Origin of the sequence: Actinoallomurus vinaceus, assembly GCF_039542055.1 — a bacterium.
Lineage (GTDB): Bacteria > Actinomycetota > Actinomycetes > Streptosporangiales > Streptosporangiaceae > Actinoallomurus > Actinoallomurus vinaceus.
Window position 1 is genome coordinate 39823 of sequence record NZ_BAABHK010000006.1, and the last position, 26965, is coordinate 66787.

Annotated in this window: 25 protein-coding genes; 14 read left to right on the forward strand and 11 right to left on the reverse strand. The window is 69.9% G+C overall.

From position 1 onward, the window contains the following. The coding region (locus ABEA24_RS21805) for a DUF4185 domain-containing protein (RefSeq protein ID WP_345432817.1) at nucleotides 1-2964 on the reverse strand (2964 nt) is incomplete at its 3' end. A 363-nt stretch (nucleotides 2965-3327) separates the two neighbouring features. Then, nucleotides 3328-4068, reverse strand: coding sequence for an SDR family oxidoreductase (locus ABEA24_RS21810; RefSeq protein ID WP_345432818.1), 741 nt, complete (start codon nucleotides 4066-4068; stop codon nucleotides 3328-3330). Nucleotides 4069-4163: 95 nt separating this feature from the next. Between ABEA24_RS21810 and ABEA24_RS21815 the strand changes: the two genes are divergently transcribed. Beyond that, entirely contained in the window at nucleotides 4164-4715 is a 552-nt protein-coding gene (locus ABEA24_RS21815; protein WP_345432819.1) for a TetR/AcrR family transcriptional regulator, read from the forward strand. A gap of 42 nt (nucleotides 4716-4757) precedes the next feature. Here ABEA24_RS21815 and ABEA24_RS21820 read toward each other — a convergent pair whose 3' ends face one another. Further along, nucleotides 4758-5756: a zinc-dependent alcohol dehydrogenase family protein gene (locus ABEA24_RS21820; protein WP_345432820.1), complete on the reverse strand. Its 999-nt coding sequence runs from the start codon at nucleotides 5754-5756 to the stop codon at nucleotides 4758-4760. A gap of 340 nt (nucleotides 5757-6096) precedes the next feature. On the opposite strand from ABEA24_RS21820, the gene fusA reads away from it, so the two are divergent. Both fusA and ABEA24_RS21830 read left to right on the forward strand, forming a co-directional pair. Continuing rightward, nucleotides 6097-8190: an elongation factor G gene (gene fusA / locus ABEA24_RS21825; RefSeq protein ID WP_345432821.1), complete on the forward strand. Its 2094-nt coding sequence runs from the start codon at nucleotides 6097-6099 to the stop codon at nucleotides 8188-8190. Between the two features lie 163 nt (nucleotides 8191-8353). Continuing rightward, nucleotides 8354-9325, forward strand: a complete 972-nt coding sequence (locus ABEA24_RS21830) for a hypothetical protein (RefSeq protein WP_345432823.1) — start codon at nucleotides 8354-8356, stop codon at nucleotides 9323-9325. Nucleotides 9326-9342: 17 nt separating this feature from the next. On the opposite strand, the gene ABEA24_RS21835 is transcribed toward ABEA24_RS21830, so the two are convergent. The 5 genes from ABEA24_RS21835 to ABEA24_RS21855 form a co-directional block, all read right to left on the reverse strand. Next, nucleotides 9343-10236, reverse strand: coding sequence for an esterase/lipase family protein (locus ABEA24_RS21835; protein WP_345432824.1), 894 nt, complete (start codon nucleotides 10234-10236; stop codon nucleotides 9343-9345). 186 nt (nucleotides 10237-10422) lie between these two features. Then, nucleotides 10423-10917 (reverse strand): TIGR03618 family F420-dependent PPOX class oxidoreductase, encoded by a 495-nt coding sequence (locus ABEA24_RS21840; RefSeq protein WP_345432825.1) that lies wholly within the window; start codon nucleotides 10915-10917, stop codon nucleotides 10423-10425. Between the two features lie 45 nt (nucleotides 10918-10962). Continuing rightward, nucleotides 10963-12429: a DHA2 family efflux MFS transporter permease subunit gene (locus ABEA24_RS21845; protein WP_345432826.1), complete on the reverse strand. Its 1467-nt coding sequence runs from the start codon at nucleotides 12427-12429 to the stop codon at nucleotides 10963-10965. 74 nt (nucleotides 12430-12503) lie between these two features. After that, the gene (locus ABEA24_RS21850; RefSeq protein ID WP_345432827.1) at nucleotides 12504-12992 is read right to left on the reverse strand and encodes a MarR family winged helix-turn-helix transcriptional regulator; all 489 of its coding nucleotides are present in this window, start codon (nucleotides 12990-12992) and stop codon (nucleotides 12504-12506) included. A gap of 37 nt (nucleotides 12993-13029) precedes the next feature. Then, complete coding sequence (locus ABEA24_RS21855; RefSeq protein WP_345432828.1) at nucleotides 13030-14148, reverse strand: Gfo/Idh/MocA family protein; 1119 nt, start codon at nucleotides 14146-14148, stop codon at nucleotides 13030-13032. A 102-nt stretch (nucleotides 14149-14250) separates the two neighbouring features. On the opposite strand from ABEA24_RS21855, the gene ABEA24_RS21860 reads away from it, so the two are divergent. The 5 genes from ABEA24_RS21860 to pgi all read left to right on the forward strand — a co-directional run bounded on the left by ABEA24_RS21860 (nucleotide 14251) and on the right by pgi (nucleotide 19674). Beyond that, nucleotides 14251-14850, forward strand: coding sequence for a TetR/AcrR family transcriptional regulator (locus tag ABEA24_RS21860; protein ID WP_345432830.1), 600 nt, complete (start codon nucleotides 14251-14253; stop codon nucleotides 14848-14850). Nucleotides 14851-14945: 95 nt separating this feature from the next. Beyond that, nucleotides 14946-15995, forward strand: coding sequence for a lipoate-protein ligase LplAB (gene lplAB / locus ABEA24_RS21865; RefSeq protein WP_345432831.1), 1050 nt, complete (start codon nucleotides 14946-14948; stop codon nucleotides 15993-15995). Nucleotides 15996-16375: 380 nt separating this feature from the next. Beyond that, complete coding sequence (locus tag ABEA24_RS21870) at nucleotides 16376-17107, forward strand: hypothetical protein (protein ID WP_345432832.1); 732 nt, start codon at nucleotides 16376-16378, stop codon at nucleotides 17105-17107. Continuing rightward, entirely contained in the window at nucleotides 17022-17936 is a 915-nt protein-coding gene (locus ABEA24_RS21875; RefSeq protein ID WP_345432834.1) for an IS200/IS605 family accessory protein TnpB-related protein, read from the forward strand. Before ABEA24_RS21870 ends, ABEA24_RS21875 begins: the two co-directional genes overlap by 86 nt. A 91-nt stretch (nucleotides 17937-18027) precedes the next feature. Next, nucleotides 18028-19674, forward strand: coding sequence for a glucose-6-phosphate isomerase (pgi, locus tag ABEA24_RS21880; protein ID WP_345432835.1), 1647 nt, complete (start codon nucleotides 18028-18030; stop codon nucleotides 19672-19674). 75 nt (nucleotides 19675-19749) lie between these two features. Here the strand turns inward: pgi and ABEA24_RS21885 are convergent, their stop codons facing one another. After that, nucleotides 19750-20658 carry a DoxX family protein gene (locus tag ABEA24_RS21885; RefSeq protein ID WP_345432836.1) on the reverse strand — a complete coding sequence of 303 codons (909 nt, stop codon included), beginning with the start codon at nucleotides 20656-20658 and terminating at the stop codon, nucleotides 19750-19752. A gap of 168 nt (nucleotides 20659-20826) precedes the next feature. On the opposite strand from ABEA24_RS21885, the gene ABEA24_RS21890 reads away from it, so the two are divergent. From ABEA24_RS21890 to ABEA24_RS21915, 6 genes are read left to right on the forward strand one after another with little or no spacing between them, the layout of a single operon-like run. Beyond that, nucleotides 20827-21441, forward strand: a complete 615-nt coding sequence (locus ABEA24_RS21890) for a DUF4178 domain-containing protein (RefSeq protein ID WP_345432837.1) — start codon at nucleotides 20827-20829, stop codon at nucleotides 21439-21441. Between the two features lie 3 nt (nucleotides 21442-21444). Then, the gene (locus tag ABEA24_RS21895) at nucleotides 21445-21939 is read left to right on the forward strand and encodes a DUF2617 family protein (RefSeq protein ID WP_345432838.1); all 495 of its coding nucleotides are present in this window, start codon (nucleotides 21445-21447) and stop codon (nucleotides 21937-21939) included. Nucleotides 21940-21955: 16 nt separating this feature from the next. Further along, nucleotides 21956-22378, forward strand: coding sequence for a DUF4247 domain-containing protein (locus ABEA24_RS21900; protein WP_345432839.1), 423 nt, complete (start codon nucleotides 21956-21958; stop codon nucleotides 22376-22378). A gap of 10 nt (nucleotides 22379-22388) precedes the next feature. Further along, on the forward strand, nucleotides 22389-22814 hold the full coding sequence (locus ABEA24_RS21905) for a DUF350 domain-containing protein (RefSeq protein WP_345432840.1): 426 nt from the start codon (nucleotides 22389-22391) through the stop codon (nucleotides 22812-22814). Then, a complete protein-coding gene (locus ABEA24_RS21910; RefSeq protein ID WP_345432841.1) occupies nucleotides 22814-24349 on the forward strand; it encodes a polyamine aminopropyltransferase in 1536 nt (511 codons plus the stop codon). The genes ABEA24_RS21905 and ABEA24_RS21910 overlap by 1 nt, the downstream gene beginning before the upstream one ends. A 60-nt stretch (nucleotides 24350-24409) precedes the next feature. Continuing rightward, nucleotides 24410-25117 (forward strand): ribonuclease HII, encoded by a 708-nt coding sequence (locus tag ABEA24_RS21915; protein ID WP_345433322.1) that lies wholly within the window; start codon nucleotides 24410-24412, stop codon nucleotides 25115-25117. Nucleotides 25118-25124: 7 nt separating this feature from the next. Here the strand turns inward: ABEA24_RS21915 and ABEA24_RS21920 are convergent, their stop codons facing one another. Both ABEA24_RS21920 and ABEA24_RS21925 read right to left on the reverse strand, forming a co-directional pair. Then, complete coding sequence (locus ABEA24_RS21920) at nucleotides 25125-25730, reverse strand: response regulator (RefSeq protein WP_345432842.1); 606 nt, start codon at nucleotides 25728-25730, stop codon at nucleotides 25125-25127. Then, nucleotides 25727-26929, reverse strand: a complete 1203-nt coding sequence (locus ABEA24_RS21925; RefSeq protein ID WP_345432843.1) for a sensor histidine kinase — start codon at nucleotides 26927-26929, stop codon at nucleotides 25727-25729. The genes ABEA24_RS21920 and ABEA24_RS21925 overlap by 4 nt, the downstream gene beginning before the upstream one ends. Nucleotides 26930-26965: the final 36 nt, after the last annotated feature.

A 26965-nucleotide genomic window follows, 5' to 3' on the forward strand; every position in this document is an offset into this window, starting at 1 on the left:
GAGTCCGGGGTGGTGCCAGTAGCGGTTTGGTGTGAGTGTGGTGAGTTGGTTGTAGTCGGTGATTCCGGTGAGTTCTTGGTAGATCTGTACGGATCGTTGTCCGGCTTGTTCGGGGATGGGGATGTCTTCGATTCGCCGGTAGACGCAGATGTCCATGAGGACTTGGGCGAGTAGTGGTCGGTAGGTTGTGGGGTCGGTTTGGGTGAGGCGTTCGTAGATTTTGATGCGGTTTTGGAGGTTTTGGGTGGCTTCGGTGCGGTGGCCGGCGTCCCATTGGGCGTTGGCGAGGTAGTAGAGGGCTTCTCCGAGTCCGGGGTGGTGCCAGTAGCGGTTTGGTGTGAGTGTGGTGAGTTGGTTGTAGTCGGTGATTCCGGTGAGTTCTTGGTAGATCTGTACGGATCGTTGTCCGGCTTGTTCGGGGATGGGGATGTCTTCCATGCGCCGGTGCACGCAGACATCCATGAGTACCTGGGCCAGCAGCGGGCGAAACTGAGCCGCGTCGATCTCAGTCAGGCGCTCGTATACTTCGACGCGATCCAGCAGCGTCCGTACGGCATCGCCCTGACGGCCCTCGCCCCACAACTGCTGGGCTTGGTCGTATTGGGCGGCGCCAAGCTGTTGGTAACTCTGGACGGCTCGCCCGCTGATCACCGAAGCGTCCGCGTCGTGGCCCTGTGCGCTCAGGGTCTGGCTTGTGCTGTGTAGGGAGTCGGCGAACGTGCGGAGGGGCAGGTCCGTGCGCATCAGCATCGACTGGTAGGGATTCCACGTCGACATTGTGAAGTAGATCCGTACGGCGGTTTCATGCCGTTCGCTGTACCGGGTGATCTGGTAAGGGCCATACACATCGCCGTACTTGTCGCTGGCGTTCTCCATGAAGGAGTGGGTGGTGTTGTCTCTGCCGGGCGAGTGGATGAACCGGCCGAGCCCGTCATCCAGGTTGAAGATTACGCCGGCGTCGCTCCAGGGCCCCATAGGGCGTGCGGCCCAATGGGCGAGGATTCGGTTTTGGATGCCGTCGTTTTCGTTGTGGAGGCACAGCCAGGATTTGATGATCGGGTTCCATCGCACCGACAGCTCGCCAACATTTCCGCTGCAAAACAGCGGCACCGCATCCTCCTCTCGATCGGTCCATTGCAGTTCCACGGTCGGGAGCTGAAACGGACGGTAATACCACCATCCACCCGCAGTATCGATCTCGTTGAGCGGTTTGTATGCGAGGTAGACGTCGCTGGATCGGTAGCGGCCGCTGCCGAACATCACGAGTTGCGGGCCATCGTGTTGGTCCAAACCGAGCTCAGTAGCGTCGACAACGGAGACCGAGACGTTGATGAAATGGGACCGGGATATCTCGTGAAGCAGTGTGAAGCTCTGCCCGTCGTCATCACTGCGTGCCAGTACGGTTCTTCCCATCAGATCTCGGCCTTGCGCCTGGTAGTGATCGGTGGAGAAGAACACATACATCGCATTGTTATAGCTCAGGCCGTCGATCGGAACTTCGAAGCCGCCTTGGCTGATTCCGGGGACGAGCGGGGGTTGCGGCAGGAACGTCAGGTCTAAGCCGTCCTCGGCGGTGGCGTCTGTGGTGTAGGCGATTGCATCCAGATCGTCATTCGGCCCAGTGAAGGAGTTACGCCAGGTGTCACCGAACAGAAAGTAGGTGCGGTCGTGATGCTGGAACGACACGCCCAAGTCCGTACCTGTAATATGCCAGCGGGTCTCGGTTTGGTTGAGGGCATGGGGAGGATCGCCCGGCGGCCCCGTCCAGTTCTCCCGGTCATATTCTCCGGTTAGTTGAGCGATCTTTGTCGCCGCTGATCCGAGCCGAGGAATGTCAACAGTGTTGTTGAAGCGAGTACGGCGCACCCAAGGATAGTCAGTGTTGTCATTGGCGTGCCAGTAATGCACGGTCACGCCAGTGCACTCGTCAATGATCACCTCGAAGTTGCGGTGGTGACCTTCGCCGTAATCGCTGTGGATCAGACTCCCCGCGCCGCCACACGACTGGGTGATGAACTGTCCGTCCCGCCACTGCTGCTCGCCGTGTTTGCTGTTATCGCGCCAGAAGTGCTGCAATCCGGTCCTGTCGTTTGCCAGGCGCACTGGCGCAGTCATCTCGAAATTTCCGTGACCATCGGAACGAAAATCCGACTGGATCAAGGAGAGTGAGCCGACGACATCCAAATCGCCGGTGATGGACGGCCTCGCCGTTTGAAGGGACGGCTGCCAGGGGTTATTGACGTCGCTGTTGTCGTGCCAGAAGTGATAAGCGGCGGTGTGGAAGCTGCTGCGGGAAACGTAGACACGCAGCGGGACGACTACCTCGAAGTTACCGTGACCATCAGACAAATAATCCGACTGGATCAAAGCAGCGCCATCGGTAACCTCCGAGCCCAAGGGCGTCACCGGCTGGCCGCGCTGCCACGGGTTGGTTACGCTGCCGTTGTCGTGCCAAAAGTGCCATAGCCGGACACGGCCGTCCGGCTGCCGTAGCGGGACGACGACCTCGAAGTTACCGTGATCGTCGGATCGGTAGTCCGACTGGATCATGGCGGGCGGCCCTGCCACGTCATCGAGGTCTCCGGTCACCGGCTGGCCGCGCTGCCACGGGTTGGTTACGCTGCCGTTGTCGTGCCAAAAGTGCCATAGCCGGACACGGCCATCTGGCTGCCGTAGCGGGACGACGACCTCGAAGTTACCGTGATCGTCGGATCGGTAGTCCGACTGGATCATGGCGGCCGGGAAGGCGACATTCTCTGCGATCGGCTGGCCACGCTGCCATGGCTGGACGTCGGTGGAGTTGTCGCGCCACCAGTGCCATAGATCGGTGCCGGTGACGATCACCGCTTCGAAGTTGCCGTGCCCACCTGATCGGAAGTCCGATTGGATGAAACTGCCTGGACCTACACGCGCCATTGGCTTCCCCCTGGCGGCATCCCCTGCCCGGACGGCGTTTCCGCTCATCCCGCTTCCTGGTACGCACGGCGTCGCGCTCTGCACTGAGAGTGACTTGGCCGCGCGTCGCCAGATTCTCATGCGTTACCCAAGCGTGGAATCCGAACCACCTGGCCGGTTCAGGACAACTCGGTACGGATCAAACGCCCACGTCTATCTCTATCTGTGCCCTCGCCGCCGCAGCGGTCGGCAGCCGCCTTATCCTCGCGGCACCGACGCCCGCGCCGGCACTTCAGGAACAAGCGCACTTCCCCAGCCGAAAGGCGCCGTTCAGGCGGGGCTGGAAGCTCCCGCCGCGATGACGGCCCGCCGACGTCATCGTCGCCCCCTGGCCGGCCCGGCCGGACACTCCGCGAAGCCCGCCGACACTAGTCAGCCCTGGACGGTCGGGCGGATGGTGATCTCGCCGATTTCGACGTCGTGGGGCTGTTCGATGGCGAAGGCGATGGCGCGAGCGACGGCTTCCGGCGCGATGGCGAGTTCGTCCATGGTGCGGCGGATCTGTTCGCGGACGTGAGCGTTGTCCATGGAGTCGGTGAGTTCGGTGCGGACGAAGCCCGGCGACACCGCGGTCGTCCGCAGCACGCCGTCGGTCGACTCCTGCCGCAGTCCTTCCAGGAAGGTGCGGACGGCGTTCTTGGTCGCGGCGTAGACCGCCTGGGTGGGGACGATCTTCAGACCGGACGTCGACACCGTGGTCACCAGGTGGCCTCGGCCCTGCCGGCGGAACACCGGCAGAGCGGCGGCGATGCCGTGGAGCACGCCGCGCAGGTTGACATCGATCATCGCGGACCAGCCCTCGACGTCGAGGTCGGCCATGGGGCCGATCTTGGCGATGCCGGCGTTGCTCACCAGCACGTCGAGCCGGCCGAACTCCGCCACGGCCCGGTCGACGAGTCGTTCGAGGTCCTCGGGGCGGGCGACGTCCGTGGCGCAGGCGATGGCACGCCCGCCGCGGTCGCGGATGTCCTGGGCGAGTTCGTCGAGGCGTTCGGTGCGGCGCGCGCCGAGGACGACGGCCGCGCCGCGCTCGGCGAGCAGGCGCGCCGTGGCCTCGCCGATGCCGCTGCTCGCTCCGGTGATGGCGACGACCTTGCCGCTGATGGCTGTCATGAGGGACCCCTTCACAGTAAAGTGGACACGTGTCCGTATAGCTCGAAACACTACCGGACACGTGTCCGCTTAGCCAGCCGCCGATCAGGGGAACGATGGACTCAACCCGCCGCCGGGCCGACGCGGCCGACAACCGCGCGCGCATCATCCGGGCCGCACGAGAGGTCATCGCGAACGCGGAGGAGGTGAAGCTCAACGCGATCGCCAAGCAGGCGGGCGTCGGTCAGGGCACCCTCTACCGCCACTTTCCGACCCGCGAGGATCTGCTCGCCGAGGTCTACCGGGAGGACGTCGGCGAACTCGTGGCGGCGGCGCCGGCGCTCCTCGCCGAGCACGAGCCGCTCACCGCGCTGGCACGCTGGTTCGACCGGGTGGTCGACTACGCGCAGGTCAAGCGGGGAGTGTTCGCCGCCGTCGAGGCATCGGTGTGGCAGGACCTCTCCGCACACAGCCTCGGCCCGATCGGTGACGCGCTGACCACGTTCCTCGACGCCGGCAAGGCCGACGGGACCATCCGCCCTGACATCGACGCCCGCGACGTCATCCTCCTCATCGGCTACCTGACCCGCCTCGAGCAGGCCGAATGGGACACCCGCGCCCGGCACCTGCTGCACGTCGTCCTCGACGGACTGCGCGGTCGCGAATAGCCGGCGCGGGCGATCCGCCCGGCCCCCGGCCGGACTCGGCGGTCAGTGTGCGACGGTGACGACGACCTTGCCGACCTGGGTGTTCGACTCCAGGTGCCGGTGGGCGTCCACGATCCGCTCCAGGTCGAAGGTGCGGTCCACGACGGGCCGGAAGGCGCCCGAACGCAGCCCAGAGGCCACGAAGGCCTCCGCCCGGCGCAGCCGCTCCGGCCGTCTCGTCGTCTCATGCAGGGTGTAGGTGCGCATGTTCAGCGCCGGCATGCCGAGATCGATCCCCGGAAAGGGGGTCGGCTCGCCGCTCAGCGCGCCGTACACCAGGAGCGTGCCATCGTCGGCGACCACCTTGGCCAGCTCCGTCACCCCGGAACCGGCGACCGCGTCGAAGACGAATTCGGCGCCCCGTCCGCCGGTCGCGGCCAGCACCCGTTCGGCCACGTCCTCCGACTCGGTGACGATCACCTCCGCCGCGCCCTCCTTCAGCAGCGCCTCCTTCTTGGCGGCGGTGCGGGTGAGGGCGATCGGCGTGGCGCCGACGCGGTCGGCGACGCGGATGGCGGCCAGCCCCACGCTGCTGGACGCGGCGTTCAGGACCACCGTGTCCCCGGGGCGCATCCCGCCGACCTCCACCAATGCGCCGTACGCCGTGACGTACGGCATCCACACCGCCGCGCCCTCGACCGCGCCGAGCCCCTCCGGTCGGCGTACGACCGCCGCCGCGGGCACGATCGCCCGCTCGGCGTAGACCCCGTAGTCGTTCTGCGAGAACGCGGGCACGGTGCTGACCGGCTGCCCGGGCCGGAGCCGGGTGACGCCCTCGCCGACCGCCTCGATCACGCCGGCGGCCTCGGTGCCCAATCTCGCGGGGAACCGCTTCACCGGCTCGATGTAGTGGCCGGTGCGGAACAGCACTTCCGCCCTGTTCAGGCCGATCGCGTCCACCCGGATCCGCACCTCGCCCGGCCCCGGCTCACCAACCTCGACGTGCTCCAGCCGCATCACCTCGGGCCCGCCGAGCTCGTGGAACAGCACCGTCCTGGTCATCGTGTCGTCCTTCCGTGAGGTCGTGATGACCCAACTCAAGCCGGAAGTACGATGGTTGTCAAACTTCGACGGACATCGTACTTCGGTGGTGGCTCGTACCGACGTCCGGCGTTCCCGTGAGCAATTTAACGGCCACGCGCCATTTCCGGACCCTGCGGAAGACCTGGCTCATTCGGCAGCGCATTCAATTGGTTAATCGCGCTGAGTCGCCCCGGCCGAAGCGGCGTGGCCGGCGGCGCGCCGCCGAAAATCGGATGCACTTTCTGGGCGACGCGTTCATACTCATGACCCGGTACGACCGGTCGTCGCATCTCATCCCAGCGCAGAAAGGACGCAGCTCATGGCCACCACCACTCGTCTGGATCTGGCCAAGGTTCGCAACATCGGGATCGTGGCCCACATCGACGCGGGCAAGACGACGACCACCGAGCGCATTCTTTACTACACCGGTGTCTCCTACAAAGTCGGAGAGGTCCATGACGGTAATACGACAATGGACTATCTGGATCAGGAGAGAGAGCGCGGCATCACGATCACGTCCGCCGCGACCACCTGTCACTGGGCGCTCGACGGCACCGATCACCTGATCAACATCATCGACACTCCCGGGCACGTCGACTTCACCGTCGAGGTGGAGCGCTGCCTGCGGGTGCTCGACGGTGCCGTGGCGGTCTTCGACGGGGTCGCCGGCGTGGAGCCGCAGTCCGAGACCGTCTGGCGTCAGGCCGACAGGTACGGCGTGCCGCGGATCTGCTTCGTCAACAAACTCGACCGTACCGGCGGGGACTTCCACCGATGCGTCGGCATGATCGCCGATCGGCTCGGGGCGGTGCCACTGGTCGTCCAGTTGCCGATCGGGGCCGAGGACGGCTTCACCGGCGTCATCGACCTCGTCCGGATGAAGGCGTACGTCTGGTCCACCGAGGCGCGCCTCGGCGAGGCGTACGACCTCGTCGACGTTCCGGACGCACATCGCGCGGCCGCCCGCGAGTGGCGCGCCCGACTGCTGGAGACGGTCGCCGAGTACGACGAGGAGGTCATGCGGCTCTACGCGGACGGCGTCGAACCGCCCGAGGAACTGCTGCACGCGGCGATCCGGCGGATCACGATCGCGTCCGGCGGATCGGCGGGCGTCACGGTCACACCGGTGCTCTGCGGCACGGCCTTCAAGAACAAGGGCGTGCAGCCGCTGCTCGACGCGGTCATCCGGTACCTGCCGTCCCCGCTGGACGTCGAGGCCGTCGACGCCGGGCGGGGAGTCGCCGTCAGGTCGCTGGAGGACGAGCCGCTGGCCGCGCTGGTGTTCAAGATCCTCACCGATGTGCACCTCGGCAGGCTGGCCTTCGTCCGGGTCTACGCCGGCCGCCTCGAGCCGGGCACCACGGTGCTCAACTCCGTCAAGGGCAGGAAGGAGCGGGTCGGCAAGCTCTACCGGATGCACGCCGACAAGCGGCTGGAGCTGGAGTCCGCGGGTGCCGGTGACATCGTCGCCGTCATGGGGCTGAAGGACACCACGACCGGCGAGACGCTGTGCGACGGCCGGAACCCGGTGGTCCTGGCGTCCATGGACTTCCCGGACCCGGTCCTCGAGGTGGCCATCGAGGCCGTGGCCCGGCGCGACCAGGAGAGACTCCGGCTGGCGGCACAGCGGCTTGCGGAGGAGGACCCGTCCTTCACCGTACGGACCGGGGAGGAGACCGGCCAGACCGTCATCGGCGGGATGGGCGAGCTTCACCTGTCGATCGTCGTCGACCGGCTGAAACGCGATTTCGGCGTCGAGACGACGGTCGGCCGGCCGCGGGTCGCCTACCGGGAGACCATCCGCAGGCCGGCCGAGAAGGTCGAGTACACGCACAAGAAGCAGACGGGAGGCAAGGGGCAGTTCGCCAAGGTCCAGCTCTCCATCGAACCGATCGCGGACGGCTACGAGTTCGTGAACGCGGTCACCGGTGGGCGTGTCCCGAAGGAGTTCATCCCCGCGGTGGACGCCGGCTGCCAGGACGCGATGCGGTTCGGCGTCGTGGCCGGCTACGAGATGACGGGCGTGCGCGTCACGCTCCTCGACGGCGCCTTCCACGAGCAGGACTCCTCCGAGCTCGCGTTCCGTCAGGCCGCCTTCCACGCGTTCAAGGAGGCCGCCCGCCGGGCCATGCCTGTGCTCCTCGAGCCGGTCATGGCGGTCGAGGTCACCACGCCCGACGACTACACGGGCGAGGTGATCGGTGACCTGAACGCGCGCCGTGGCCACATCCAGGCCATGGACGAGCGGTCCGGTGCCCGGATCGTTCGGGGGCTGGTGCCGCTGTCGGAGATGTTCGGCTACGTCGGTGATCTCCGTAGCCGGACCTCGGGACGGGGGAGCTACTCGATGGAGTTCGACTCGTACGCCGAGGTCCCGCGTCACCTGGCCGAGGCGATCGGCCTCAGGGCCTGACCGTGAGGGCGTTCCGCCGCAGTCCCGCGGCGGAACGCCCGGCCCCTCCCCCGCGGAGGGGAGACGGATCACGGGCGGTTCACACCGCGGAGGGTCCTGTGCGATCGGCGTCTCCGGAAGGCTCGCCAGGGTCACATCGGCTCGACGTGGAGTGCTGCTTCAGATGGTGAGAGATTCGGCGGGATCGCTGGAGGGCGTGGGCGCGCGCTGGAGCGCCGCGCGCAGGATCGCCGGTTACGGCGCGGCGCTCAGCATGGGGTCGTACCTGATCGTCAAGGTCATCTGGATCGTCGCGGCGTTCATCGGCCGGGCCCCGGAGGGTTTCGGCACCGGCGGCTGGGTGGCGCTGAACACCGTCACCGTCGCGATGGCGACGACCGGGGTCGGACTCGGGCTGGCGCTGGCCCAGCGGTGGGGGCGCCGGCTGCCGGCCGTTCCGGTGGTCTTCTTCGCGTGGGTGGGTGCGGGCTTCCTCGTCCCCATGATCCCTTACATGGTGGCCAAGGGCCTCCTCGGCGCGTTCGGGGCCGACCTGGGCGGCGGGCAGGACGGGTCCGATCCGGCGCCGCAGTGGGAGACCGCGCTCATCGCGATCGGGTTCGCGGGGATGGCCGTCGGACTCGCCGTGGCCCTGCCGATCTATCTGCGGGAGCGATGGCCGCGTGCCTTCCTCGGCCGGCTGCGAGGCGCCGAAGCGGGGGCGCCGCCGCTCGTCACGGTGGCGCTCGCCGTGACCGCCGGGCTGGGCGTGCTCTGGTGCTTCTGGGGCGTGGGCGGGACGCTGGGCCTCGACCCGGCCCATCGCGATCAGTGGGATCTCAACGGACGGCTGCTGAACGCCAGTTCGGGACTGTGGGCCCTGCTCGGTGTCTGGAGCGTGTGGGCGCTCACGCGGGGGCGGCCCGCCGGGCTCCGGCGGTGGGTTCCGGCGACCCTGGCCTTCGCGGCGTCGGGCTCGCTCTTCGCGTGGAGCGGCTGGAAGCTGCCGATGGTGATCCTGCGGCCCGGGGGCTTCACGACCGCCGAATACACCGGGGTGGCGGTCGCCGAGCACGCCCTGGGTGTCGGCGTCGGCCTGACGCTGCTGACGGCGGTCCTCCGGGTCGTGCGGAGGGAAGGCCACGGGGGCGGCTGACCCGCCCCCGTGGCGGGTCAGCCGTGGGAGGCGCAGGTGGTCGTGGTGGCGTGGGCGGGGTCGAGGGCGTTCTCGACCTCGTGGAGGGCGACCGGGTCGAAGGCCATCGCGGCGTGCTCGGAGATGTCGACCGGGCAGAGGTTCTGCAGGGTGACGTTGCGGACGCCGGAGCCGCTGAGGAACTGCGTGCCGTACGGCGTGACGACCTCGTCGTACTTGGTGGCGATCACGGTGTAGGAGACGCCCGGCACCGTGTCGCCGCCGGCGTTCAGCTTGGTCAGCAGGGCGGATCCGACCATCTGGTCGACGCAGGCCGGGCAGCCGGCGTTCAGCAGGTCGATCGCGCCGGGGAAGGACGCGGCGAGGGCCGCGAGTCCGTCGAGAGTGGTCCCGTGGTTGGAGGGGGCCAGTCCGACGAGGGTGTGTACTTTGGCCGCGCCGCCGAGGAACCGCAGGTAGTAGCGCGGCATCATGCCGCCCTGCGAGTGCCCGACGATGTCGACCTGGGCGGAGTCCGTGGCGGCCAGGACGCCGGTGACGAACGTCGACAACTGCGCCGCCGAGTCCGCCACCGGGGCGACGGCGCGGAGGACGGGGACGCCGGAGACCTCGCCGTAGGTGAGGGCGAAGACGCAGTATCCGCGCGCGGCGAGGGCGGGTGCCGCGGTGAGCCAGTTGACGCTGCCGTTGGCGAACGTGCCGTGGACGAGGATCACCGGGCGAGGATGGGCGGCCGTCGGCCGGCACGACCAGTCGTTCGCGCCGGGGACACCGGGCGCGGCGAGCGCCTTGGCCGCGTCGACGGCGGTGTCCGCGTTCGCGGGGGCGGACAGGACGGTGACGAGGGCGGTCGACAGGATCGCGGTGGCGGTGAGGCAGAGCGTACGGAGGGTGCGGGGGAGAGGGGGCAACGGTTCCTCCCGGAGGCGTGGGGGAGCGCCATGTGAACCAGTTCACATAACCGGTCACTTATGCGGGAAGTTACCTGCGGGTTAACTATCTGACCAGGGCGTTACGAATAACGGTCAAGTAACGAAATACCGGCCGGTATGCGGCAGGGCGCCGGACGGAATCCGGCGCCCTGCGCGTCGACGGTGTCACCCGGACGATGAGTCGGACGGGATGTCCAGGGCGGTGCCGTACAGACGGTCGACGCGCAGCCGGATCACCAGCCGCCGGTCGGCCACCATCTGCTTCAGGAAGGCGGCCCGCTCCTCGTCGCTCGCCAAGGGCGGGACCATGCCGAGGAGTTCCTGTCCCGTCGGGTCTCCGGGCGTGGTGGTGACCGGGGAGAGCTCCGCCGTGCCCTCGGCGACGGCGAACGTCCAGTGGTCCTCACTGCTCACGTACAGGGCGCTCCGCGGATCCTTGCGCAACTGGCGAACCTTCAGCCGGTCCTCCGTGGTGCTGATCCGGGCGACGCGCTCCCGTTCGTCCCACGCGTACACCACCGTTGAAAGATGAGGGTGACCGCTGCTCTTGTTCGTGGCCAGCGCGCCGAACTGATGATCGGCGAGGAACCGCACGAGGGCGTCGTCGGACAGCGCGACGGGGGCGGGGCCCGAGCCCGGGGCGTCGTCGGTCTGGCTCATGATCTGTGCTCCTGTTTCCGCGGTCGGGGTTTGGTGGATCGGGTTTCAGTGCGTGGGCGCGGCGGCCGCGGGAAGGTCGGCCGGGGCGTCGGCGGTCATGGCCTCCGTACGGCGCGGCCGTCGCAACACGGTCAGGGCGAGGACGAAGGCGACGGCGAGCAGGCTCGCGCCGATGCCGAACGCCAGCTGGAATCCGCCGGTCAGCGCGGACGCCCGGTCGTGCCCGTGCGCCGCGAGCCGGGTGGTGTGCGCGGCCGCCAGCGTGGACAGCACCGCGACGCCGAGCGCGCCGCCGACCTGCTGCGTCGTGCTGAACAGCCCGGAGGCGACGCCTGCGTCGTCGGGGCGCGCGCCCGACATGCCGAGGGCGGTCAGCGCCGAGATCGCCAGGCCGAACCCGCCTGCCAGCAGCATCGTCGGCAGCAGGTCGACGACGTAGTCGGCGTGCACGGGGAGTCGCGTCAGCAGCCCGATGCCCGCGACCAGCAGCGCCAGGCCGGTGAGCAGCATGGTCCGCTCGCCGAACCGCGCGATCAACCGCGCGGAGAGGAGGAGGGAGACGGCCGCGATCATCCCGGCGGCCGGCAGCAGGGCCAGGCCGGTGGCGAGGGCGCCGTACCCCTGGACGTTCTGCAGGTACAGCGCGATGAGGATCTGGAACCCGAACAGGGCGGAGACCATCAGGACCTGGATGACGTTGGCGCCGGAGACGTTCCGCGACCGGAACATCCGCAGGGGCAGGAGGGGGGCGGCGGCGGTGGCCTGCCGGAGGACGAAGGCGGCCAGCAGGGCGACGGAGATCGCGCCGAGGACCAGCGTGGACGGTGCGGCCCAGCCGTGGCGGCTCGTCTGGACGATCGTGTAGACGGTGAGCATCAGCCCCGCGGTGACCAGTAGGCCGCCGATGGCGTCCGCGCCCGCCGCGAAGCCGAGGCCGCGGTCCGCGGGCAGGACCCGGATCGCCAGGAGGAGCGTCGCCACGCCGATCGGCAGGTTGATGAAGAAGATCCAGTGCCAGTTGATCGCCTCGGTGAGGACGCCGCCGAGGACCTGGCCGATCGAGGCGCCGGCGGCCCCGACGAAGCTGAACGCCCCGATCGCCTTACCGCGTTCGCGCGGCTCGGGGAACAGCGTGACGATCATCCCGAGGCTCACGGCGGAGGTCAGCGCGCCGCCGATGCCCTGGATGAACCGGGCGGCTATGAGCATCTCCTGGCCGGTCGCGAGGCCGCACAGCAGCGACGCGGCCGTGAACACCACGAGGCCGGTGACGAACACCCGCTTGCGGCCGATCAGGTCGCCGAGCCGTCCGGCCAGCAGGAGCAGGCCGCCGAAAGCGATCATGTAGGCGTTGACGGTCCAGGTGAGGTTCGCGGGCGAGAAGCGCAGGTCCCGCTGGATGGCCGGCAGCGCGACCGTCACGATGCTGCCGTCCAAGATGATCATTAGTGTTCCGGCGCACAGCGCGATCAGCGCCGCCGTACGCGAGCGGACAGGGGAAGAGGGGTGCATGGTGTCTCCCGGTTTCGTGGGCAACCGAGAGAGACGCTAGCAGATAGTTTTGTTGTAGACCATCTTTAACGGACTTAGTTGCGCGACTGGCGAGCCCTCCGGACCGGCCGGTCGCACTCCACCGGCGTCGACAGGTGGCCCTCGGCCAGCCTGGTCAGTGCGCCGACGAGCACCTCTCGCTCGTTCTCGGGAAGCGCCTCCAGGGCCTCCCGGTGCACCCGGTCGGCGATGCGCGTCCCCTTCGCGACGGCCTCCTTCCCCTCCTCGGTGACCCAGATGATCCGCGCGCGGCGGTCCCGGCTCGACGGCCGGCGCTCCGCGAGCCCGGCCTTCTCCAGTTCGTCCACGGTCACGACCATCGTCGTCTTGTCCAGGTCGGAGATCTCGGCCAACTGGATCTGGGTGCGCTCCTCCTCGAGCGCGTGGAACAGCACGCAGTACGCCCGCGGCGTGATCCCGATCTCCTCGAAGGCGGCGTTCATCCGGGTCGACAGCACGTGGGCGGTGTGCATGAGCAGGTAGGACAGGTCCGGAACGGTGCGGGAAGGTGCGCTCGTCGTCATGACCCCAACCTAGCAAATAGGTATCGTTGCAGATTATCTATCGCTTGCCGTAAATGAGCCTGGCACCCGTCTCCGCCGACTTCCGGATGACATCGAGCAGTCGGTGGACCCGCACCCCGTGATCGAACCCCGGTACGCGACGGGAGCCGTCGCGGATGTCGTCGGCGAGCGCCGCGTAGAGCCGCGCGACGTTGCGGGCCTCCGCCGGGATCTCGGCCGGGACGCTCTGGTGGCGCTCCGGCACGGGCAGGTCCTGGTACGGAACGCCGACCTTCTGGGTGCCGCGCAGCCGGGGTTCGGAGATCTGGATCTGGGCGGACCGCCAGTCGCCCGCCGAGACGACGGTCAGGTCGCCCTCGGTGCCGGCGATCTCCAGGACGGTCCGGTTGTCGCCCACTCGGGCGTCCTCCAGGTGGGCCGAGGCCATCGCCCCGCCGGTGAGGACGCCGTGCAGGAGCACCTGGTCCGGGCTGGTCGAGGTCACCTCGTCCCCGGTCTCGGCGACGGTGAACCGCGAGCGCTGGACCGCCAGGGCGGCCGAGAGCTCGGCGAAGTCGCCGGCCAGGTACTCCAGGGCGTCGAGGGCGTGCCCTCCGGCGACCTCGAGCAGGCCCGCACCGTTGGTCTGATCGAGCGTGTAGGCCGCCCAGACGGGGATCCCGCCGGCGGCGCCCTTGCCCCGAACGCCGTGGGCGTGCACGGACGTGACGCGGCCGACGTACCCCTCCGCGATCAGCTCGCGGGCGTAGGAGATCGCCGGGGCGTACCTCGCCTGCAGTCCGATCGCGTCGTGCACGCCGGCGGTCCGCGCCGAGGCCGCGAGGTGCTCCGCCTCCTCGGTGGTCAGCGCGAGCGGCCATTCGCAGTAGACGTGCTTGCCCGCCGCCAGCGCCGCTCCGACGAGCTCGGCGTGGGCGGGCACCTTGACGGTCACGACGACCAGGTCGACCTCGGGGTGCTCGGCCAGGCTGCGGGCGTCGGTGAACGCGTGCGCCGCGCCGAACGCGCGGGCCGCCTCCAGGGCGCTCTCCGGGCGGCTCGTGCCGACGGCGGTGAGCTCGTACTGCGGAAGCGCCCGCAGCGCGGGGACGTGCGCGGCGGCCGCCCACCCTCGCTCCGGGCTCGCCCCGATGATGCCGACGCGGATGCTGTCCATCGATATCCCTCCCGATCCTAACCGGACGCGATAAGTCCGCTTAGGGTCGGGGGCGTACGATAAGCGGACGTCGTCCGTCCACTTATTGCTGGAGTGAGCCGCGTGAACGCGGTGGACCGGTTGCCGGCCGGCGGCACGGGGCGCCGGCCGAGGGCCGACGCGCGGCGCAACGTGGAGCGGCTGGTGACGGCGGCCCATGCGGCGGTCGCGGAGGTCGGCGTCGACGTCACCGCGCACGAGATCGCACGCCGGGCCGGCGTCGGCATCGGCACCTTCTACCGCCGGCTCCCGTCGCGGGAGGCACTGCTGGAAGCGGTGCTGGCCGAGCTCCTGGACGAGATGGCGTCGGTGGCCCGCCGGGCGATGGACGACCCCGATCCGTGGCGCGGCTTCACCGACTTCGCCACCGCGTACGTCCAGCTGCGCGCCGCGAGCTGCGGCGTGAACGACGCGCTCGGCGGAGAGTGCGGCCTCGCGCTGGATCCACAGCTCGCCCGGATGCGCGAGTACGTCCGCCTGCTCGTCGCGCACGCCCATGGGGCCGGCGTTCTGCGCCCGGACGTGCCCTGGGAGGACGTCGCCTTCGTGCTCGCCTCGGTGACCACCTCCACCCGCACGGTCGGCCTGCGGGCGGGTGCGGACCAGTGGTGGCGCAATCTGCGGATCGTCCTGGACGGCCTCCACGCCGCGCCCGGCCGATGAGCCAGGAATCCACGCCGGGGCCGCGCGGTTGATGACCACCGGGATCGCGCATCGGGGCGCGGCCCGGCGGTAACGGTCAGGGCAGGTGGGCCAGGATGCACGGTGAGTACAAGGTGCCGGGCGGCAAGCTCGTGGTCGTCGACTTCGACGTCGAGGACGGACGACTGCGGAACGCCCGGGTCAGCGGCGACTTCTTCCTCGAACCGGACGAGGCCCTGGACGCGATCGACGACACCCTCGCCGGGCTGCCGGTCCACCTGGAGGCGCGGGACATCGCCGCCCGCATCGACGCGCGGCTGCCCGCCGGGACCACGATGTTCGGGTTCACCACGGAGGCGGTCGGGATCGCCGTACGCCGGGCGCTGACGGACGCGGCCGACTGGCGCGACTACGACTGGCGGCTGATCCACGAGGAGCCGCAGGACCCGGCCCTGCACATGGCCCTCGACGAGGTGCTCACCGAGGAGGTGGCGGCCGGGCGCCGGCCGCCGACGCTGCGGGTCTGGGAGTGGGCGGCCCCGGCGGTGGTGATCGGCAGCTTCCAGTCACTGCGCAACGAGGTGGACGCCGACGCCGCGCGGCGTCACGGCGTGACCGTCGTCCGCCGGATCAGCGGCGGTGGGGCGATGTTCATCGAGCCCGGCAACACGATCACCTACTCGCTGTACGCCCCCGACGCGCTCGTCCAGGGGATGACCTTCGCCGACAGCTACGCCTTCCTCGACGACTGGGTGCTGGGCGCGCTCGGCGAGCTCGGCATCAGGGCGTGGTACCAGCCGCTCAACGACATCACCTCCGACCAGGGGAAGATCGCCGGTGCCGCGCAGAAGAGGCTCAGCGCGGGCGCGGTCCTGCACCACGTGACCATGTCGTACGACATCGACGCGGACAAGATGCTGCAGGTGCTGCGGATCGGCCGGGAGAAGCTGTCGGACAAGGGCATCGCCAGCGCGAAGAAGCGCGTCGACCCGCTGCGGCGCCAGACCGGACTGCCCCGATCGGAGATCATCGACCGGATGATCGCGCACTTCGGCGGCAGGTACGGGCTGACCGACGACCGGATCACCGCCGATGAGCTGCGCGCGGCCGAGAAGAGGGTGGCCGAGAAGTTCGGCACCGTGGAATGGACGGCCCGCGTGCCCTGAACAGCGGCGGACTCCCACGAACCGGGCGCCCCTGGCCCCTGTCGGGGTAGCGACCAGTTCGTCTCCAAGGTCGTATAAGTGTGCAAAAGAACGATTGAGTGCCCTGGCCGTCCGGAGCGAATCTGGGGATACGAGGGAGCGTGGGCGGTATCGGGAATGCGGTTCTGTCGGCCCGGGAGGGCATCCCGCTGGCATCGGCCGCATGCGATGAAAACACTTCTACTAACGCATTGGATTCAAATGATTACCCTGAGTTGACGTTGCGGTCAGGGTGCCGCTAACGTTCGAACGTGCGTTCAGCCTCGCGTCCCGCTCCGTCCCCAGCCGGTGGCCCTGCCCGTGGTTTCGCCGCGCCGTTCGTTGCGCTGGGGCCGACGGGCGTGGCGATACGTGACCGGCTCAAGGGTCTGACGCCACAGGACGAGAAGGTGCTGCGGCTCGTGGGTGACCACCTTGGATCGCTGGCCTCCGGAGATCTGAAAGCGCGGTGTGCGGCTGGGCTGGATCACGACACCGGCCAGTGGGCGGACCGTAAGCGGGCAATAACCGTCGACGCCTCCTCGCGGTGGGCGGGTTCGATCACCAAGGCCACACATGACCAGTGGGCGCTGGCACGTCGCAGCCAACTCGCCCACATCCGCGACCTCGAAGCAGCGGTGGCCATGATCACGCACCGCCTGTCCCTGCCGGTCGGGGAAAAGGGCACGAAGAAAGCGCCCGGCGGCTACCGCAGTGCGCAGGAGTGGTTCGCCAAGACCCGGCGGCTGCACCTGCTCCAGGATCGGCTCGAGCATCAGCGGGCCGACCACCAGGCCGGGCGCGTTCGTATCGTGCGGGGTGGCAAGAAGCTTTTGCGCACCCGGCACAACCTGGACGCCGCCGAGCTCACCAAGGCTGAATGGCGTGAAAAGTGGCAGGCCGGGCGCCGGTTCCTGGCCGCTGACGGCGAGTCGGGCAAGCGGTATGGGAATGAGACGATCCGCGTCACGCCCGAGGGCGAGGTCTCCATCAAGCTCCCGGTGCCCGTTGGCGCACCTGGCCAACGCCGGGCACGGCCGGTACGTCCTGGCCGCGAAGGTGTCGTTCCCGCATCGGGGCGACCAGTGGCGTGACCGGGTGAGCGCCAACCGGGCGGTGGCCTACCGCATCTGCGAGGACGTTCAGCGCGGGCGCTGGTACCTGACCGCCTCCTGGACCATCCCACCGGCCAAGACCGTCCCCCTGGAAACCGCCCGGGCCGGGGCTCTGATCGGCGTGGACACCAACGCCGACCACCTGGCCGCCTGGAGACTCGACGAGTACGGCAACCCCGTCGGTGATCCGCGACGATTCGAGTACGACCTGACCGGCACCGCCAGCCACCGCGACGCCCAGGTCCGGCACGCCCTCATCGGCCTGCTGCACTGGGCTAAACGACATGGCCTGGCCATCGCGATCGAAGACCTGGACTTCCAAGCGGAGACGAGCCGGGAGAAACACGGCCGCCGCAAACGGTTCCGCAACCTGATCTCCGGCATGCCCGTGGCCAGGCTGCGCAACAGGCTGGTGGCGATGGCGACCGAACTCGGCATCACCATCATCGCCGTCGACCCCGCCTACACCTCCAAATGGGGCGCCCAACACTGGAAACGCCCACTCACCACCAAGCGACGCCCCGTCACCGGCCATCAGGCGGCAGCGGTGGCGATCGGACGACGCGCCCTGGGACACCCGATCCGGCGACGGACGACACCGCCCCCTGCTCACCAGAGCGATGAGCAGGGGCATCGGACCGTCCAGGCCGCACCAGGTGCCCCACGGCGTGAGGAACCCAGCCCCCGCGCCCCCAGACCACGGACACGATCCGTGCCGCCCGGACGCGGAGCGAACGCGGGGAACCAGGACGCCCAACACCGTTCGGAGCGCCCGGCTGAGCACCCGCAACTCATGCTCAGCTTTTAGGAACGGTCCGTGAGACGCGGGCCCTGGTTGGATGGTCGTGGAGAGGGCACCCGCTCAAGAGTGCTCGGCTGGATCCGATGAAGGGGAGGCAATGATGTCCGACCGTGTTCGGGTGGATCAGACGGAACAGTGGCGGGCGCTGCGGCAGCATCACCGGGAGCTCGGCGAGCCGCCACTGCGCGAGCTGTTCGCGTCCGACCCCGACCGAGGCCGCCGATACGCACTTGAGGTCGGCGACCTCTATATCGACTACTCACGGCATCTGATCACCGACGAGACGCTCCGCCTGCTGCACGCGCTAGCGGAGGCGCGCGGGGTCGCCGAGCTGCGCGACGCGATGTTCCGCGGTGAGAAGATCAACGTGACCGAGGGCCGCGCGGTGCTGCACCTCGCGCTGCGCTCCCCGCGGGACACGCGCATCGAGGTGGACGGGGAGAACGTCGTCCCGGCCGTGCACGCGGTGCTGGACAAGATGGCCGCCTTCGCCGAGCGGGTCCGGTCGGGGGAGTGGAAGGGGTTCACCGGCAAGCCGATCCGCACGGTCGTCAACATCGGCATCGGCGGCTCCGACCTCGGCCCGAAGATGGCGTACGAGGCCCTGAAGCCGTTCACCGACCGGTCGATCCAGGCCCGCTTCGTCTCGAACGTCGACGGCGCCGACCTGCACGAGAACATCCGCGACCTCGACCCGGCCGAGACGCTCTTCATCGTGTCCTCCAAGACCTTCACGACGGTCGAGACGATCACGAACGCCACGTCGGCGCGCCGGTGGCTGCTGTCGGAGCTGGGCGATGAGTCGGCTGTGGCGCACCACTTCGTGGCGGTGTCCACCAACGCCGAGCAGGTCGCCAAGTTCGGTATCGACACGGCCAACATGTTCGAGTTCTGGGACTGGGTGGGCGGCCGGTACTCCGTCGACTCGGCCATCGGCCTGTCCCTGATGATCGCCATCGGGCCGGAGCGGTTCCGTGAGTTCCTCGACGGCTTCCACCTGATCGACGAGCACTTCCGTACGGCGCCGCCGGAGCGCAACGTGCCGCTCCTGCTGGGCCTGCTCGGCATCTGGTACGACGACTTCCACGACGCGCAGACCCACGCGGTGCTGCCGTACAGCCACTATCTGTCCCGGTTCACCGACTACCTGCAGCAGCTCGACATGGAGTCCAACGGCAAGTCGGTGACCCGCGAGGGCGAGCCGGTGAGCTGGGAGACCGGCCCGATCGTGTGGGGCACACCGGGCACGAACGGCCAGCACGCCTACTACCAGCTGCTGCACCAGGGCACGAAGCTCGTGCCGGCCGACCTCATCGGGTTCGCCCGGCCGGTGGAGGAGCTCGGAGAGCTCGCCGACCAGCACGACCTGCTGATCGCGAACCTGTTCGCGCAGGGTCAGGCGCTGGCCTTCGGCAAGACGGCCGAGGAGGTCGCCGCGGAGGGGATCCCCGCCGCGCAGGTGCCGCACCGCACCTTCCCCGGCAACCGTCCGACGACGACGATCCTGGCCGATTCGCTGACGCCGTCGGTGCTGGGTCAGCTGATCGCGCTGTACGAGCAGAAGGTGTTCGTCCAGGGCGCGATCTGGGACATCAACTCCTACGACCAGTGGGGCGTGGAGCTCGGCAAGGCGCTCGCCAAGCGACTGGAGCCCCAGCTGACCGCCGCCACGGCGGACACGTCGGACCTGGACGGCTCGACGGCCGCCCTGGTCGAGCGCTACCGCGCGCTCCGAGGCCGCTGACGCGACACTCCGCGCCGTTCATTGAGGCGAGAAGATCCCTCGCCTCAATGAACGCCGCAGAACACGACGGCCGGGTCAGGAGCCCTTCGCGGACGGGCCCTTGCGCGGCCTCGCTCGGGACGTGCCCTTCGGAGGCGTGCCCTCGGCCGGTGGCTCCTGTTCCGGATTGGGCCCGGCGACGCGTACGTCGCGGGACGTGCCCAACGTGCCGCGCTTCGGTTGTCCGGCCGGCGTGCCAGCGTCAGGCTGCTGGGGGGCGCCGGAGGGGTCTGGCGCCTCTGGGCCGGCCGTGTCCGGCGCGCCGGGGGAGGGCGAGGTGGCCGATTTCCGGCGGCTGCCTCGCCGGCCGCGAGTGGCCGGGGTGTCCAGGCTGCCGGGGGAGGTCGAGGCTCCAGACGCGTCCAGGCCGCCCGCCGGCTCTGCGGAGGCGCCGGGCGCCAAGGGCGCCGGGGTCTCGTCGGAGCGTGACCGGCGGCGTCTGGGAGGGCGGCCGGGCCCGCCCCAGCCGAACAGACGGTGGTCCAGGGTGAGCCGCCCGCCGCCGCCCGCCGCGAACAGCAGGGACGCCAGTCCGAGCACGAGGACCAGCTCGAAGCCGTTCCGGGGCGTGCCCTTGTCGACGAGGAAGACCCCGTGCTCGGCGTGGACGAACACGAAGGCCCCCGCCATGTCCAGGAAGAGCAGCGTGCCCGCCACCGGCAGTGCGGCGCCGAGGATGAGAGCCGTCCCCCCGAGCAGCTCGACGAAGGTCGAGTAGACGGCCGCCGCCGTCGGCGCGGGCACGCCCATCGCGTCGAAGTTGTGGCCGGTCGCGTTCACGCCGACCTGGATCTTCTGCCAGCCGTGGGCCAGGAACACCACGCCGACGCCACAGCGGGCGAGCAGCGCGACGACGTCGTACACGGGTCGGCCGCGTGGCGCGGCGGCCCTCTCCTCGCGCTCGTCCGTCCAGAACGCGTTCATGTCCTCGGGCGAGGTTTTCATCCCGCGATGATCCTTCCAGAGCGGATTCGTCGTCCACCGGGTTCTCCGGCCCGTTGCTTGATCGTGAGTTACGGCGAAGGCGTACGTTCCGCCGTCCTGCTGCAGTTTGACAGCGTGTGGCCGGTTTCAAAATGATGTGACCGCTGTTACCTGTGGGAAGGTTTCGTCATGAATGCGGCGGTCCTCGTTCTCCTGGCGTTGATCTTGCTCGCGCTGATCGCCGTGATCGTGGTGTTGATCATTGTGGTGGGCCGGCGCGGCGGTGACGCGCGGTCGGCGCCGGCTCCGGTGCCGCGTGATCCGTTCGGCCAGGAGGATCAGGCCGGTGGCGACCCCCGGTCACTGAAGGCCGGCGACATGATCGACTATCTGGGCGGACGGTACTTCGTGCGCGGGTCGATCCGGCTGCGCGAGGGCGGCTTCACCTGGAGCGAGCATCTCCTGGACGGCGATGGCGCCGACGGCGTCAAGGTCTGGCTCTCGGTCGAGGAGGACCCGGACCTGGAGGTCGTCTGGTGGACCGGGCGCGACGCGGGGCTGCGGCCCGACGGGCGGACCCTCACGCTGGACGGCGTGGAGTACCGCCGCGACGAGCACGGCACGGCGGCCTACACCACCGAGGGCACGACCGGCCTCGGCGCCTCCGGCCGCGTCGAGTACGTCGACTTCGAAGGCCCTCGCGGTAGGTACCTGTCCTTCGAACGCTGGGACGGCGGCGCCTGGGAGATGAGCACCGGCGAGTCGGTGCCCGCCGGCGCCCTCACGATCTACCCGGGCGGCTGAGCGATGCTCGCCGACCTCGACGTCCCGTACGCCGACACCGGGGCGCACATGCTGTCGTTCGCGCTGGGCCTGGCGCCGCAGGAGGCCCTCGCCGTCCTCCCCGTGGAGCGCGGGGGCCTGCGGGTCGAGCTCCGGCTGCTCGGCGCCTCCCACCAGGTGCTGGCCGGGCCGGTCAGCGAGACGGTGGCGTGCCTGACGGGCCGCGGTTCGCTGCCCGGCCGCGTGCGCCGGGCGCTGTCGTCCTGGTCGTACGAGTTCGCCGCCGAGGTCACGGTCCATGACGGCGACCCGGCGTTCGCGGGGGCCGTGGAGGAGCTGCGTGCTCGCCTGTCCGGCCGCGACGACGCCCTGACGGGCACCTTTCCCGGCTCCCCGTACGCCGTCACCGCGCTCGCGGTGGAGCAGGAGCCGGACGGTGTCGCATGGCGGACCTGGCACGCCTACCCGCAGACCAAGGAGGTCGTGTTGACGCGCAGCCGGCTGGTGAGCACGCGATGAGGCTGGTGAGCAGGCGATGAACTACAAGTACGCCGGGATCGCCGGGGGTGTGGTGGTCGCCATCATCGCGACCTTCGTCGCGGTCGCCCACTTCTCCACCAACCCGCAGAAGTGGATCGCCAAGCGGTACCGCACGGTCGGCTACCACCGGTACCACTCGCCGAAGCCACCGTCCCTGGTCGCCGCCGAGGTCACCCGCAAGTTCCGCCCGCTCGACCGGGTCACCGACAGCGCCGGCACGTACCTGCAGTACAGCAAGTGGGTGGTCGGGGTGCTGCCGAGCGGCACCGGGTCCGACATCACCGTCGACGGCCCGTCGGCCGGTTACAGCCGCTACGCCTCCCACGTCGGCGGGCACTGGCAGCGTCCGGGGAGCAGCGGCTGGAACCGGCGCGGCGGGGCGTCCTTCCGCGGCGGCGGCTCGGGATCGGGCAAGTGAGGAGCACCTGATGCATGACATCCTGCGCGAGATCGGCGCCACCGTGGCCTACGGCCTGATCGGGATCGGGCTGATGGCGCTGAGCTACCTGGCCGTGGAGATGACCACGCCGGGACGGCTGTCCCGCCAGATCTGGGAGGACCGCAACCGCGGCGCCGCGCTGCTGCTGTCGGTCCGGCTGCTCGGGATCGGCGCGATCGTGACCGTCGCCATCGCCACCAGCGACGACAGCCTCGGCACCGGCCTGGCCGACACGGTGATCTTCGGCGTGCTCGGCGTGCTGCTGACGGTGCTCGCGTTCTACCTGCTGGACATGGTCACCCCGGGCCGGCTCGGCGCGATCCTCGTGGACGAGACCAGCATCCATCCGGCCGGCTGGGTGGTCGCCGCCGCGGACCTGGCCGTCGCGGGCGTGATCTGCGGCGCGGTGTCCTGATGCCCGTACGGGTCGCCCGGGCCCTGGTGTTCGCGGCGGTGTTCGTCTGCGCCGCCTGCGGGCTGGTGTACGAGCTGGCCCTGGTCGCGCTGGGCAGCTACCTCATGGGCGACTCGGTCACCCAGGCGTCCATCGTCCTGTCGGACATGGTCTTCGCCATGGGCGTCGGCGCGCTGGCCACCAAGCCGCTGCGGCGGTGGGCCGTCGAGGCGTTCGCCGTGGTCGAGGGCCTGCTGGCGCTGCTGGGCGGGCTGTCGGTGCTCGGGCTGTACGCGGCGTTCGCCTGGCTCGACCTCTACGTCCCCGCGCTGATCGCGGTGGCGTTCGCGCTCGGCGCGCTCATCGGGGCGGAGATCCCGCTGCTGATGACCCTGCTGCAGCGGATCCGGCGGCAGGACGCCGGCAGCGCGGTCGCCGAGCTGTCCGCCGCCGACTACGTCGGCGCGCTGGTCGGCGGGCTGGCGTTCCCGTTCGTGCTGCTGCCGGTGTTCGGGCAGATCAAGGGGGCGCTGCTGGTCGGGGCGGTCAACGTGGTGGCGGGCACGGCCGTGGTGCTGTGGCTGTTCCGCCGGGAGGTGGGGCGCCTGGCGCGGGTGCTGCTGTGCGGCGCGATGGCCGTGGTCCTCACCGTCCTCGGGGTCACCTACGCTCTCGCCGACCGGTTCGAGGTGACCGCGCGGCAGGCGTTGTATCGGGACCCGATCGTCGTGTCGGAGCGGACGCCGTACCAGGAGATCGTGCTGACGCGAAAGGTGGCGCTGTCGGGCCGGCCCGACCTGCGGCTGTTCCTTAACGGCGACCTGCAGTTCTCCTCCGTGGACGAGTACCGCTACCACGAGTCGCTCGTGCACCCGCTGATGGCCGGGCCGCACGGCCGGGTGCTGATCCTGGGCGGCGGCGACGGCCTCGCCCTGCGCGAGGTGCTGCGGTACCGCGACGTCCGGTCGGCCACCCTGGTCGAGCTCGACCCGGCGATGCTCAAGTTGGCCAGGACCGACGGCTACCTGAGCGAGCTCAACCGCCATTCGTTCGCGGACCCGCGGGTCCGTGCGGTCACCTCCGACGCCTTCTCCTGGCTGCGCCACAACACCGAGAAGTTCGACGCGGTCATCGTCGACATGCCCGACCCGGACGCCGTCTCCACCGCCAAGCTGTACTCGGAGGAGTTCTACGGAATGGTCCGGCGCACGCTGGCGCCCGGAGGCCGGGTGGTCGTGCAGTCGACCTCGCCGTTCTTCGCCGCCAAGTCGTTCTGGTGCATCGCCAAGACCATCCAGGCCTCCGGTTTCGGGATCCGCCCGTACCACGTGGACGTGCCGAGCTTCGGCGACTGGGGGTTCGTGCTCGCCGCCCCGGGGCCGCCGCCTCGCCTGGCGCTCTCCCCGGAGGTGCCGTCGCTGCGGTTCCTCGACGACGCGACGTTGCAGGCCGCCGGCAACTTCGCCAAGGACCTCCGCCGCGACGACGTGAAGGTCAACACGCTGATGGACCCGGTGCTGGTGCGGTACGAGGATGAGGGCTGGCGCGACTATTGACGCGCTCGCGGCCGCGCGGCTGCCATGATGGCCCGCATGCGTCAGGACGAGGGCATGCTCATGGAGGGGCCGCAGGAGGCCGAAGGGGAGACGCCCGGGGCGACGGGTCCGGACTACGACATCGAACAGCGGCTGATCGCGGCCGGGGCCGCGCGCGTCGCCGGGGTCGACGAGGTCGGCCGGGGCGCGTGGGCCGGGCCGGTCGTCGTGTGCGCGGCCGTCACCGACCTGGGCACGCCGCCCGCCGGGCTGACCGACTCGAAGATGCTCACCGCCCGCCGCCGTGAGCGGATCGCCGGGGAGCTACGGGGCTGGGTGTCCGCGTACGCCTTCGGCGCGGCGAGCCCCGAGGAGATCGACGAGGTCGGGATGACGGAGGCGCTGCGGCGCGCGGCCGTACGGGCCCTGGAGGCGCTGCCGGACCGCCCCGACGCGATCATCCTCGACGGCAAGCACGACTACCTCGGCGGGGGCCGTACGTGGCCGGTGCGCACCGAGATCAAGGCCGACCTGCGGTCGGTGACCGTGGCGGCCGCGTCCGTCCTGGCCAAGGTGTACCGCGACACGCTGATGGCCGAACTCGGGTACGAGGAGTACGGCTTCGCCGCCAACGCCGGCTACCCGTCACCGGTCCACCAGGAGGCGCTGCGCCGGCTCGGCCCGACGCCGCACCACCGGCTGTCCTGGTCCTACCTCGACGATCTGCCGCAGTGGCGGCACCTCAAGAAGCACCGCCCGGACATCGAGGGCCAGCTCTCCCTCATCTGATCGTGCGTCACAGCCAGCCGTTGTGGCGGGCGGCCCGTACGGCCTCGATGCGGTTGCGGGCGCCGGTCTTGCCGATCGCCGCGGACAGGTAGTTGCGGACGGTGCTCTCGGACAGGTGGAGACGCCCGGCGATGTCGGCGATGGTGGACCCGTCCGCGGCGGCGGACAGCACGTCGCACTCGCGTGCGGTCAGCGGGCTGGGGCCCGCGCTCAGCGCGGCGGTGGCCAGCTCGGGGTCGACCACGCGTTCGCCCGCGAGGACCCGGCGGATCGCCGCCGACAGGTCCTCGACCGGTCCGTCCTTGACGAGGAAGCCGCTCGCGCCCGCCTCCATCGCGCGCCGCAGGTAGCCCGGCCGGCCGAACGTCGTGACGATGAGGATCTTGCAGTTCGGCAGCTCGGCGTGCAGGTCGGCGGCGGCGTCGAGGCCGCTGCGCCCCGGCATCTCGATGTCGAGGACGGCGACGTCGGGCCGCAGCTCGAGCGCCGTGGGGACGATCTGATCGCCGGCGGAGACCTGGCCGACGACCTCGAAGTCGTCCTCCAGGTTCAGGAGGAGGGCCAGCGCGCCGCGCATCATGCCCTGGTCCTCCGCGAGCAGCACCTTGATCAAGAAATACTCTCCTTCAAAGGCAGCGTGATGGTGAGCCGGTAGCCGCCCCCGTCGGCCGGCCCGGCCTCGAGCCGGCCCTCCGAACCGCTGATCCGCTCGACGAGTCCGCGCAGGCCGTTGCCCTGGGACGTGCCGGACGGCGCCGGAGCTCCGCGCCCGTCGTCCCGGACGGACAGGACGGCGGCGCCGTCCTGCCGGACCACCGCGATCTCGCAGGTCTCCGCGCCACTGTGCCGGATGACGTTGGTCACGCCCTCGCGTACGGCCCAGCCGAGCAGGGCGTCGGCCTCCTCCGGCAGCGGGGTGCCCTCCTGCCGGACCGTCGCCGTGATGCCGGCGTCCCGGAGGGCCGTACGTGCGCCGTCGATCTCGGCGGCGAGCCCGCGGCCGCGGTACCCGGACACGGCGAGGCGCACCTGCCGGAGCGCGTCGCGGCCGATCTCCTCGATGTCGGCGGCCTGCCTCGCGGTCAGCTCCGCGTCGCGCGCGGCGAGCTTGCGGGCCGCCTGTGCCTTGACCACCATCACCGACAGAGTGTGCCCCAGCAGGTCGTGCAGGTCGCGGGCGAAGCGCAGGCGCTCCTCGGAGACCGCCGTCCTGGCCAGCTCCTCGCGGGCCTCCCGCAGTTCCCGGATCGCGCCGAACAGGCGCAGGAACATGGCGATGACGAAGCCGGAGATGAGGGTGCCGTACCAGGTGCCGAGGGCGTCGCCCGCCGACGCGCCCCGGACCCAGGCCAGCAGTCCCGCGACGACGGACAGCGGCGTGATGATCATGGCCGCCCAGGGGCGACGGCCCCACGGGATCACCACCCCGCAGCCCAGGGCCAGCGTCGGCATCAGCGCGCTCATCCCGTGTGCGAACCAGCCGACCAGGACGAACGCGTCCACCCCGGCCGCCGCGAGGAGCGTGACCGCGAGCCGGTCGCCCTGGCCCCGGCGGAAGCCGTACCAGATGGCCGTGACCAGCAGGCCGGCGTAGATCGCCAGGAGCGGCCCGGACGCCCAGACGGGCCGGGCGCGGCCGCTCACCACCTCGGCGAACGCGCTGTAGCCGATCAGGAGCCAGGGGTACATCCCGAACGGGCCGGGAGCGTCGTCGACCTGGTCGGCGATCGTCGTCCGGGGCCCGGTGGTCGTGTCGGAGGAGTCCGGCGCGGGGGACTCCCCGGCCGCTCCGGCCTTCATCCGCCTGTTCACGCGCCCGCCCCGCCCCGTCGTCTCGCCTCGTCGCGC